The following is an 11,352-nucleotide window of genomic DNA, read 5'->3' on the forward strand; positions in this document are numbered from 1 at the left end:
AAGATGGGGCAGGCGAGGCCGGCGTTCAGGCCGCCAGCAGCTCCGGCTCGCGGTAGGGCTCGAAGCTGGCCTTGCGGACCCCGCAGATCGGGCATTCCCAGTCGTCGGGGATGGCCTCGAAGGGGGTGCCGGCGGCGATGCCGGAATCGGGATCGCCGATGGCGGGGTCGTAGATCATCGAGCACACCTTGCAGATCCAGAGGCCGGGCAGGGGCTCACTGGCCTCACCAGCGGTGCCCTCGCCGGCGAGGGCCCGCAGGGCGATGCCGTAGCGGTCGGCGTGGTGCTGCTCAATGGGGGTGAGGAAGCCGAAGTTGCTGGCGGCCTTGCGGAAGACACCGGCGTGGTCTTTGGATTCAGCGATCTGCTCGTTGAATTCGGCTTCGGCGCTGGCATCGCGCTCGGCGCGGGCAGCGGCGGCGAATTCCGGGTACATGGTGGTGTACTCGTAGGTTTCGCCCTCGATCGCCAGCTCCAGGCAGCGGGCGAGCACCGCCTGCTTCTGCTGCTCGCTGAGGGAGGCGGGATCGGCGACCACCAGCTCGGGATGGAGCAGGCGGAAATGGGCGAAGGCGTGTTCGGTCTCCTGGTTGGCAGTGTCGCGGAAGAGGCGGGCCAGCTCGAGGTGGCCGAGCGTCTTGGCCACATTGGCGAAGAAGAGGTATTTGCGGTTGGCCATGCTCTCGCCGCCGAAGGCGGCTTCGAGGTTGGCGCTGGTGGCGGGGTTGGAGAGATCCATGGGTGGAGAAGGCTGGAAGCGCCGGTCTCCCCTCAACCTAGCACTAAGTCGGAGTGAGTATGAGTTAGCGCGATCAGTAGTTGGCCCCACTGCGCCGCTTGTGCACCGCCGTGGTGCCGGAGGGATCCAGCAGGGCGCCGTGGCTCACCTCGGCGTAGATCAGCCAGTGATCTCCGCATTCCATTCGCTGGCTCACCCGGGCCTCCAGCCAGGCCAGGGCCTCGGGCAGCACCGGCTGGCCCTCCGGGCTGTTCTCCAGCTCCAGACCTGCCAGACGATCGGCGCCGGGGGGGAACGGCTGCAGGAACTGCTTCATCGGCCCGCTCTCGCGGCCGGCGGCCAGCACGTTGAGGGCAAAGCCATCGCCCACATGCAGCAGCGCCTCGACAGCGCGGTCTTTGGCCACCGCCACCGTGAAGCCGGGTGGACTGAAGCTGGCCTGGCTGACCCAGCTGGCCACCATTGCCCCCGCCAGCGCGCCCTCCCCTTCCCCCTTGCGGGTGGTGAGCACGCAGAGGGAGCCCACCACCCGACCGAGGGCCAGCACGGCCGGGTTGCTGCGGCTCTCACTCAGGCCACCGGCGGCCACCCGCTTCTGACGTTTCTGGCGCTGCTGCAGCTCGCGCCCAAGGGCCGTGCCGGTTTCCTCCAGCCGTTTGAGGGTGGCGCCATCGGGGCTGAACTTCACCCGGATCGGCTCGAAGGCGAAGCGGAAGCCCCCGTCGCGCAGCTTGCTTTCCAGCAGGTCGATCGCCTCGCCACTCCAGCCGAAGCTGCCGAACACCCCCACCGGCTTGTCGCGGTCGCCCTCCGCCAGCAGGGTGCCCAGGGCGGAGACGATCGGTGTGGGGGCATGGCCCCCGAGGGTGGGGGAACCGATCATCAGGGCGTCGCAGCCGCGAATCGTCTGCAGCAGCTGCTCGGGGGGCGCGAATTCACAGTTCAGGCTCTCGACCCGGACCCCCGTGCGCGCCACCCCCTGGGCCAGCGCGTCAGCGATGGCGGCGGTGTTGCCGTAGGCGCTGGCATAGAGCAGGGCCACCGAGAGCTGGGCCTTCTCCTGGCTCTCGCCCCAGCGGCGGTAGTCGGCCAGCAGGCTGCGCCAGCTTTCGCTGATGGCCGGGCCGTGGCCCGGGGCGATCGTGCGGATCGGCAGCTCATCGAGGCGATCCACCACCGTTTCCACCTGGCGGGCCATCGGCGCCATCAGGCAGTCGTAGAAGTAGCGGCGATCCTCCTCGGTGCTGTCGCGGTTGGTCTCGGCCCAGCGCTCGCTGCAGCGGTGGGCGGCGAAGAACTTGCCGCTCATCAGCAGGCCGCTGCCCTCCTCGAAGGCCACCAGGGCACTGGGCCAGCGGGGGGTGGGGGTGGGAATCAGGTTCAGCCGATAGCCGCCCGCCAGCTCCCGGCTCACCTCCTGCTTGATCACATCGATCGGGGGCAGGGGCGGCAGGGGCGGCTCCGGCTCGGCATCGGCGCCAGCTCCCCCAGCAGGGGCGGTGGGCCGACGCTGGCTCCAGAGGTCCTGCAGCAGGCGGGCACCGGCATTGGAGGCCACCAGCATCAGGGCCGGCCATCGCAGCGCCAGCTCCCGCAGCAGCGTCACCCGGTTGGGGTTGAGGTGGCCCACCACCACCTTCAGGGCCGCCTCACTGGGCACCAGCTCACTGAGCTGCTCCAGGAACGGCGCCGAGAACGAGGCCCCCGGGGGATGCACCAGCACCGGCGGGATAGGGGTGCCGGTGCTGCTGCTGCCGGCCTCGAACAGAAACGCGTTGGCGGTGGTGCCCCGCTCCAGGCCGTATTCCACCTCGAAGCGCAGGCGCTTGGGGCTGAGGCCCCGCAGGCAGATCAGACCGGGCTCGATCGGCAGCAGAATCACGCGCCTGTCGGAGGCCGCGGCAGCGGCGCTGGGCGCGGCGGCAGAGGAGCTGGCCATCAGTAGTGGTTGCCCACCTTGCGGTGGTGCACGGCGGTGGTGGCTTCACTGTCGGCCACGGTGCCCTCCTCCACCTCGGCGTAGATGATCCAGTGGTCGGGGCCCTCCATGCGCTGGACCACCCGGCAGCCCAGGAAGGCCAGGGCATCCCCCAGCACCGGACCACCTGCTGACACCCCATCGAGGGTGGAGACACCGGAGAAGCGATCGGCCCCGGGCGGAAAGCGCTTGAGGAAGTGCCGCAGCAGCTCCTGGTGGTTGTCCTCACGCAGGACATTGAGCACGAAGCGGTCGCCCACCTGCATCAGGGCCTCGATGGCCCGGTCCTTGGCCACGGCGATCGAGAGGCCCGGCGGATCAAAGCTGGCCTGGCTCACCCAGCTGGCCACCATGGCGCTGCTCCGCTCCCCCTGGCGGGCGGTGACGATGTAGAGCCCGCCGCTGAGGCGGCCGAGGGCCTTGTCGAGGTCGCCATCCAGCGACTTCATCGCGGCGATCGTGCGGGCGCGACCGAGCAGCTGGCCCAGGTCAGTGCCGGCCTCTTCGCAGCGCTGGTAGTCGTTGCCATCGGGCACCTGGCGGATGCGCAGCGGCTCGAAGGCCTCTTTCTGTCCGACGCTGCGCAGCTGGGCGGCGACGCTGTCGATCGGCTGGTCGTTGCCGCCGTAGGCGTCGTAGACCGCCACCCATTGCTTGGGCTTGAGGGCGGCCAGCAGGGTGCCGATCGACTGCTGCAATTCCGGGTCGGCCTTGGCGGGCCAGGTGGGCACCACCACGGCGCTGGCCTCACCCACCAGGGCCGCCAGTTCCTGGGCATCGGTGGCGCGCAGATCCACCAGCTGCACCTGGGCTTCGGCCTTGCCGATGCCGCGGGCGATGGCCTGGCTGAGCCGGTCACAGAAGCCGTACTGGCTCACATAACAGACGGCCGCATAGGTTTCACCGGCGCTGCGCTGGCTGCTCCAGTCGCGGTAATCGCCGGTCCAGAGACCGAGGTGATCGCGCAGCAACGGGCCATGACCCGTGGCGATCATCTGGATCGGCGGCAGGGCGTCCATGCGCTTGAGGGCCTGCAGCACGCTGCGGGCGTTGGGGCCCATCAGGCAGTCGTAATAGAAGCGGAAATCGGGGGCGATGGCGCCGGGATCGACATCGAAGATGTCGTCGCCGCAGTAGTGCAGACCGAAGGCATCGCAGGTGTAGAGGATGCCCGTGCCGTGATCGAACGAAAAGATCGTGTCGGGCCAGTGCAGGTTGGGCGCGCTCAGGAATTCGAAGCGGTGCTGCACGCCGCTGCTGGGATTGACGCCCAGGTCGAGTTCTTCGCCGCTCTTCACCGCCCGACTGCGGAAGGGCCGGTGCACCTGATCGGCGAGAAATTGGATCGCCACCTTCGAGGCCACGATCTCGATCTCGGGATTTCGCTCCAGCAGGTGGCCGATCAGGCCGGAGTGGTCAGGCTCGGTGTGGGACACGATCAGGTGATCGATGGCCAGCGGATCGATCTGCTCCTCCAGCAGGGGCAGCCAGGTGTCGGCGAATTTGAGATGACTGGTGTCGATCAGGGCGGTGCGCTCTCCCCGCACCAGAAAGGCGTTGTAGGTGGTGCCGTTGCGCAGGCCGAACTCGATGTCGAAGCGGCTGCGCTCCCAGTCGAGGGAGCGGATGGTGGTGGAATCGGCTCCGATCTCTGCGGCCTGGAGGGAGAGGCGGGGCGGTGCAGCGGTGGCGACGGTCATCGACGGCGTCTGCGAGGGAGTCGACTCTAGAAACGCCATTGGGCTTTCTTCGGCTGCAGTGGCGCCCAAGGCGGTCTGGGCCGATTCGGCCATCTGATGGCAGGCATAGGCAGGGCTTGGCCCATCGGCAGGCTTCCGCTTTCAAGCCCCTGGCACTGAGTCATCAGATAAACCAGGCTTATCTTAGGGATTTGCAACTCTTTGCGCAGCGGGCACCCAGTGCCATCGGGATGGAATTACCGTCTTGCAGACTTAATTTATTACCAATCATGTCTGTCCGTTGAGGGCACCGGATCACTCCTCTGGATAGGGCCTCTCTCTGCCATCCAGGCGTGAACTCCCTATGCGCTCTGCCCCATTTTCATCGGCTGCCACAACGCGCCTTTCTCATCCCTTGCCACCTCGCTGCCAATCCATGCTGCCTGTCTGAAGATAAATTACGGTCTGAGCTTTTTATCTGAGCCTTCTCAGAAAGTGCATGACGCGTAGCCTCAGCCGCCAACTCTCGTTTCTGAAATTGGCGAAAGATGGTTGCACTGATCGCCAGAATCAAACGAGAAGCAAGGTCCTTGCTTGTCTCTCATTTCAGGCAACTCACCTGGTTGAGATTCTCGCAATTGCTCATCCTTGCTGACGTTTCTGAGGGCTTCGGCCTCTCCCGGATATCGAAATCATGGCACCTGATTTCTTTTTCTGCTGTGGCGATGACAGAGGCTCACTCATCCAGCGGTGTGCTCGATAGCCAGGACTGAAGTTCATTCATTGAATTTCAGGCCTGGCTGCAATGCATGCCCTCTCTATTGATTTTTCAACGACTCAAGCCATCAACAAACGTGAGGATTCGAATTGTCTGATTTTCTTGAGCTATTCATAAAGCAAGTTCAATCTCCGACACTTGGCTTTTTGATCGGCGGTATCATTGTTGCTTCATTCGGTAGCCAGCTGGCCATCCCGGATTCGATCTACAAGTTCATCACCTTCTTCCTGCTGCTGAAGATCGGATTGAGCGGTGGCATCGCCATTCGCAACTCCAACATTTCTGAGATTCTTCTCCCGGCCCTGGCGGCTGTGGTGATTGGTGTTCTGATTGTCTTCATCAGCCGGTTCACCCTGGCGAGATTGCCGGGCATCAAATTCGTTGATGCTGTAGCAACCGGTGGCCTGTTCGGTGCCGTGAGTGGCTCCACCCTTGCGGCCGTACTGCCCCAGCTGGAGTCCTCCGGCATCAAGTTTGAGGCCTGGACTGCCGCCCTCTACCCGTTCATGGACATTCCGGCGCTGGTGACGGCGATCGTGGTGGCCAGCATCTACACCAGCAAGAAGACCGGGAACTCTGCTGAAAATGTTGAAATCTGGCCCATTATCAAGGAAAGCCTGCAGAGCTCGGCTGTCTCGGCATTGCTGCTGGGCGTTGCCCTTGGCATCGCCACCAAGCCTGAGCCTGTGTACGAGAGCTTCTTCAACCCGCTCTTCCGCGGCTTCCTCTCGATCCTGATGATCATCATGGGGATGGAGGCTGCTCAGCGCATGAATGAGCTGCGTAAGGTGGCCCAGTGGTTCGCGATCTATGCCTTCATCGCGCCGCTCCTGCACGGCTTTATTGCTTTCGGCATTGGCATGGTCATTCACCAGATCACCGGCTTCAGCATTGGCGGTGCCGTGGTGCTGGCTGTGATCGCTGCCTCCAGCTCTGATATCTCCGGCCCACCGACCCTCCGAGCCGGCATCCCTTCAGCGAATCCCTCTGCCTACATTGGCGCCTCCACCGCCATCGGCACTCCAGTGGCGATCGCCATCGGCATCCCTCTGTTCATTGGGATTGCCGAGATGATCGGTGGCTAAGCTGTTAAAATTAAAACCAATCGCAGGTTAAAGCCATGAGTCAACAGGTCTGGAAGTTGGTGATTGTTGGGGAGGAAATCCTCTCCAAGAAGCTCATCAAGCTCATCAAAGCGGCGGGTGCCACCGGGTACACCGTGAATTCAGCTGGTGGAGAAGGCAGCCGCAATGTGCGCTCCACGGGAGATCCGGTCGTCTCGCATACGCTCTCAAACGTGAAAATCGAGGTGCTCACCGGCACCCGCGAGCTGGCCGACAAGATCACCCATGAGATCGAGGCCAAGTTTTACGCGGATTATTCGATCATTACTTATATCTACCAGGTGGAAGCCCTGCGCGATCACAAGTTCTGACTTGACCTGATCAGATCTGCATCTCGGCTGTGTGCTTGCGCATGGCCGAGATTTTTTGTATGTGCTGCTCTTCAGGGATTGCACAGCGGGCAATGCTGCGGATCGGCCTCAGCCCATCCATCAAGGCGCGGGCGCTCCTCGCTGTGGGAGCAACTGATGCAGCCGAACCGCTCGCTTCGCACCAGGGAGGTGGGCCTGCCGCACCAGCTGCAGGGCAGGCCGTACACCACCTCCACCTTCCCCCAGCCCGGCACGCCGCAGGCCTTGCAGGGAGTGGAGATCCGCTTCGCCAGCCCGGTGGCGAGGGTGCGCAGACAGGCCATGCGGGTGGGGTTGCGGTGGGCGCGCATGTCGGTCTCCACCAGGGCCCGGCCGTTGCTGGAGCCGGCTGCGGCTGCGACGATCGTCTCAGCCAGCCGCTGCTGATCTGCCAGATCCTTGAAGAGCAGCTCCTGGGCGTCAGGCCAAGGTTGTTCGGGGCGCACGATCAGGCCATGGGCGGGAAAGCCCACCCGTTGAGGCCAGCTCTCCAGCTCCGCCGGTTCAGCGACACAGCGGTGATCAAAGTTGGTGTGCCGGGCGATCCGCCGCTCCCAGATCTCCAGGCCGCGCTCCCGATCCAGGAACACCATCAACTCCAGACCCGCCGCCAGGAAAGGCAGTTGGGGGTGGGGGCCAAAGCTGCCCTCACTGGCCAGACCGAGCGGCAGGTTCAGGCTCTCCATGCCCAGTTGGGCCTTGCGGCGGCAGGCCTGCTCAGGGCTGCCCGTGCGTGGTACCCGTCCGTCGAAGCTGCCCAGTTGATCTGTGTCCAGGTGGGCCGGGAGTTCCAGCTCCAACCCGAGCAGAGCGCGAAACGGGCGAGCGAGTGCCCTCTCCTTGCCGTGCATGGTGGCCAGGGCGGCCTTAGCCCCGAAATAACACTCCATGACGGCTGGGGGATCCCAGACGGAATCCAGCTCAGATGAGGGCTCAAACCTAAGCAAATGTTGGCCAATCCAAAATGGAGGCCTGAGGCTGAAGGCGATGGATTGGCAACACAGAACCCACTCCATCCAGCCAGGAGAGCCTTCGCGCCTGATTCAGCCGAGGCCGAACAACGTTTGAGGCTGCGAAGGCAGGTGGCCTTAGCCCACAGGAGTGCAGGGGGGGGAATCCAGCTGCTCTCGATTGGTCAAACTGATGGCTGCCCAGGGCCGCCATGATCCCCACCACTGATGCCAGCCGGCTGAGCCTGGCTGGCCTGCGCCAGAGCCTCGGGCCTGGAATCCTGCTGGCTGGAGCCGCGATCGGGGGCTCGCACCTGGTGGCCTCCACCCAGGCGGGAGCCCGCTACGGCCTGGGGTTACTGGGACTGGTGCTGTTGATCAACCTGATCAAGTACCCCTTTCTGCTGGTGGGCACGCGTTTCACGGCCGCCACCGGGTTGAGCCTGCTGGAGGGGTATCAACGCCAGGAGCGCTGGTATCTGCCCCTGTTTCTGTTGATCACGGCCGCCACCGGGGTGGCCAACATCGCGGCGGTGGCGGCCGTGACGGGCAGCCTGGCCACCAGCCTGCTGCCCGCCTCGATCGGGCCGCTGCTCTCGAGCACCAGCCTGGCCGTGCTGCTGTTGGGGTTTTGCCTGGTGCTGCTGCTCTGGGGTCATTACCGCAGCCTGGATCGTCTGAGCAAGGTGGTGATTGCGATCCTGGTGCTGAGCACCACCGCCGCCAGCCTGGCGGCCCTGCTCAGGGGGCCTGCCTCCGGGGCGGCAATCGGCGCCATGTTCAGCCCCAGCCCCTGGACCCTGCCGGCGCTGCCATTCCTGATCGCCCTGATGGGCTGGATGCCCTGCCCGTTGGATCTGGCGGCCTGGTCGTCGCTGTGGATCTTCGCTCGCCGTGAGGATTCCGGCCATCGCGGCAGCCGGGCTGAACTGGAGGCCGACTTCAACCTCGGCTACGCCGCCACCGTGCTGATGGCGGTGCTGTTCCTGGTGCTGGGAGCCTGGGTGATGCACGGCACCGGCCGCAGTTTCTCACCGGCCGGTGCCCGCTTCGCCCAGCAATTGATCGAGCTCTACACCGCCAGCCTGGGGAGCTGGGCCTACCCGCTGATTGCCCTGGCGGCCTTCACCACCATGTTCAGCACCACCCTCACCTGCCTCGATGGCTATCCCCGCTCGGCCTCGGCCGGGCTGCGGCTGCTGCGGGGATGTCGTGGCCGCGACGTTCAGGACCGTGGCGATCACAGTCTCTGGATGGCCGTGCATGGCCTGGCGGCCGCTGGTGTTCTGCTCTTTCTGGCCCCATCGATGGGTGCTTTGGTGCAGCTGGCGATGGTGGTGTCATTCGTGACCACGCCCCTGCTGGGCTGGATGAATCTGCAGGTGATCCAGGGTCGGCAGGTGCCTCCGGACGGGCGGCTGGGGCCAGCGCTGCTGACCCTGGCCCGGGCGGGCCTGGTGGTTCTCACCGGCTTTGTGGTGATCTTTGCTCTGAGTCGTTGAGTTGTTGAGTTGTTGAGCCGCAGAGTTCCTGAGTCCGGACGGAGGCAGGTGCTCCAAGATCACCGGTGAACGGGCTGAGAAGCAGGTGAGTATTTGCAGCATTGGTTTAGGGGAATTGTTCGTATTTCAGGTCTGCATCCTGTGAGTGACTGCGATGAAGTGCCTGGATTGATTGCCTGGGCTTATTGCGGGTATACGTAATCCTTCCCTGCGCAAATGCCAAGGTGTGACCACATGCGATTAAGGTCTCTCGACCGCCGCAACGGTGACCACATGCTTCTTCCCTAAGGGCTCCGATTCGGCCATGGGTGCTCCCAGTATTCGAGCCGCGTTCATTAGCTAGTTCTCAAAGCTCAAATTCCTTTTCCGGATCGACATTCAGTCGAACCGTCGTTTTCCCCTGCCATTGATTCCATGTCCAAGCGTCGTCAATTCCTCTCCCTTGCGAGTGCAGCCCTGGTGGGCTCCATGATGCTGGGAGGCTGCATGGGCACTCCCCCAGACAAGGGCGGTGGTGCTGCTGATACCTCCGCACCGTCGGCCACGGCTGACAAGGGCCTTGAAACCAAAACGATCAACCTTGGCTTCGTGCCGATCCTCGAGGCTGCTCCCCTGGTGGTGGCCGTTGAGAAGGGCTATTTCGCCAAGCATGGCCTTGATGTGAATCTCACCAAGCAGGCCAGTTGGCCCGCTGCCCGCGACAACGTGGTGCTGGGCTCCAAGGGTGGTGGCATTGATGGCGGTCAGTGGCAGTTGCCGATGCCGCAGATGATCAGTGAGGGGGCCATCACCGACGGCAAGAAGGTGCCGATGTACATCCTGGCGATGCTGATGAGCCAGGGCAACGGGATCGCCGCCTCCAATAACATCAAGGGCGCCAACCTCACGGTTGACCTCAAGAAGTCGGCGGGGTTCTTCTCTGATTTCTCCAAGAAGGAAGGCCGTAAGTTCCGCGCCGCCTACACCTTCCCGAAAGCCAACCAGGACATCTGGATCCGCTACTGGCTGGCGGCTGGTGGGATTGATCCTGACAAGGAGGTGGAGCTGCTGACTGTGCCCTCCACCGAGACCCTGCAGGGGATGCGCAACGGCACGATGGAAGCCTTCTCCACCGGCGACCCCTGGCCCTCCAGGATCGTCAAGGACGACATCGGCTACCTGCCGGCGATCACCGCCCAGATCTGGAAGTCGCACCCCGAGGAGTATCTGGCCGTCCGTGCCGACTGGGTCGACAAGAATCCCAAGGCCACCATTGCCCTGATCAAGGGCCTGATCGAGGCCCAACAGTGGATGGACAAGGCCGAGAATCGCTCGGAAGTGGCCAAGATCCTCAGCTCACGCAAGTGGTACAACACCCCTGTTGCAGTGCTGGAGGAGTCGATCAAGGGTCAGTACCTCATCGGAGCCGACAGAAAGCCCGAAACTGATCCAGCCATGGGCCCGCTCTATTGGGACAGCGATCGTGGCGTGATCTCCTATCCCTACAAGAGCCTGACCCTCTGGTTCCTGGTGGAATCCCTGCGCTGGAAGTTCTATCCCGGCACCGTTGACACGATTGCCCAGGCCAAGGCCATCAACGACAAGGTGACCCGTGAGGATCTCTGGATCCAGGCGGCCAAGGAGCTGGGCCTTCCCGCTGCCCAGATTCCCACCAGCTCCAGCCGTGGCAAGGAAACCTTCTTCGATGGTGTCGTTTACGACCCAGAGAATCCCCAGGCCTACCTCGATTCCCAGAAGATCAAAAAGTAGACGTTCATAACGTCTGGCGACAGCCTCAAGGACTCCCTCAAGGCTGTCGCATGTTGGACCCCTGACCGCTCGCGGTTAGGGGTCCACTCTTTCGATTCATCTACTCCGCTGGCGGTCATCGCCTGCCTCAGCGGATCCACCTCTTCCCACGTTCAGGACTTCCCGTTCATGGTCCCCACCCCTGCCTCCCGGAAGGCTGCGTCATCAAGTCCCCTCGGTTGGCTCACCAAGAGTTCCGCCAACTGGCTCCCGCCCTTGCTGGGCACAGGCGGATTCCTGCTGCTCTGGCAGATCCTCTCGATGACCGGACTCATCGCTCTGCCGGCTCCGGCCAGCCTATTCACGGAGGAGCGCACCCGCACACCTGACTGCCCGACACTTCTCAATTGAGACAGTCATGCGACCGCCAGCTGCGCTGTTGGGTTTGGCAGTGGCGGCAGTTCCACCCGCGTGAACCAGGGCTGTTTCTGCCGCCGCTGCACGCCGCGGCTGGGAATGCAAGG

9 protein-coding genes are annotated in these 11,352 nt (G+C 63.8%); 5 read left to right on the forward strand and 4 right to left on the reverse strand.

Annotated elements, in window-relative coordinates; translation table 11 throughout:
* Positions 1-25: 25 nt before the first annotated feature.
* From KQ304_RS13690 to KQ304_RS11610, 3 genes are all read right to left on the reverse strand, one after another.
* Entirely contained in the window at positions 26-739 is a 714-nt protein-coding gene (locus KQ304_RS13690; protein ID WP_311133905.1) for a rubrerythrin family protein, read from the reverse strand.
* 73 nt (positions 740-812) lie between these two features.
* Positions 813-2,678: a diflavin flavoprotein gene (locus tag KQ304_RS11605; protein WP_259737239.1), complete on the reverse strand. Its 1,866-nt coding sequence runs from the start codon at positions 2,676-2,678 to the stop codon at positions 813-815.
* Positions 2,678-4,417 (reverse strand): diflavin flavoprotein, encoded by a 1,740-nt coding sequence (locus KQ304_RS11610; RefSeq protein WP_259737240.1) that lies wholly within the window; start codon positions 4,415-4,417, stop codon positions 2,678-2,680. Before KQ304_RS11610 ends, KQ304_RS11605 begins: the two co-directional genes overlap by 1 nt.
* Positions 4,418-4,944: 527 nt before the next feature.
* Here KQ304_RS11610 and KQ304_RS11615 point away from each other — a divergent pair.
* The 3 genes from KQ304_RS11615 (at position 4,945) to KQ304_RS11625 (ending at position 6,609) form a co-directional block, all read left to right on the forward strand.
* Entirely contained in the window at positions 4,945-5,169 is a 225-nt protein-coding gene (locus tag KQ304_RS11615) for a hypothetical protein (protein WP_259737241.1), read from the forward strand.
* 94 nt (positions 5,170-5,263) lie between these two features.
* Positions 5,264-6,259 carry a sodium-dependent bicarbonate transport family permease gene (locus KQ304_RS11620; RefSeq protein WP_259737242.1) on the forward strand — a complete coding sequence of 332 codons (996 nt, stop codon included), beginning with the start codon at positions 5,264-5,266 and terminating at the stop codon, positions 6,257-6,259.
* Positions 6,260-6,294: 35 nt separating this feature from the next.
* Positions 6,295-6,609 (forward strand): P-II family nitrogen regulator, encoded by a 315-nt coding sequence (locus KQ304_RS11625; protein WP_259737243.1) that lies wholly within the window; start codon positions 6,295-6,297, stop codon positions 6,607-6,609.
* A gap of 71 nt (positions 6,610-6,680) precedes the next feature.
* Here the strand turns inward: KQ304_RS11625 and KQ304_RS11630 are convergent, their stop codons facing one another.
* Positions 6,681-7,448, reverse strand: a complete 768-nt coding sequence (locus tag KQ304_RS11630; protein ID WP_259737244.1) for a DUF6671 family protein — start codon at positions 7,446-7,448, stop codon at positions 6,681-6,683.
* A gap of 362 nt (positions 7,449-7,810) precedes the next feature.
* Between KQ304_RS11630 and KQ304_RS11635 the strand changes: the two genes are divergently transcribed.
* Complete coding sequence (locus KQ304_RS11635) at positions 7,811-9,100, forward strand: NRAMP family divalent metal transporter (RefSeq protein WP_259737245.1); 1,290 nt, start codon at positions 7,811-7,813, stop codon at positions 9,098-9,100.
* A 414-nt stretch (positions 9,101-9,514) separates the two neighbouring features.
* Positions 9,515-10,849 carry a CmpA/NrtA family ABC transporter substrate-binding protein gene (locus tag KQ304_RS11640; RefSeq protein WP_259737246.1) on the forward strand — a complete coding sequence of 445 codons (1,335 nt, stop codon included), beginning with the start codon at positions 9,515-9,517 and terminating at the stop codon, positions 10,847-10,849.
* Positions 10,850-11,352: the final 503 nt, after the last annotated feature.

The organism is Synechococcus sp. CS-1329, from assembly GCF_025128055.1.
Taxonomy (GTDB): Bacteria; Cyanobacteriota; Cyanobacteriia; order PCC-6307; family Cyanobiaceae; genus Regnicoccus_A.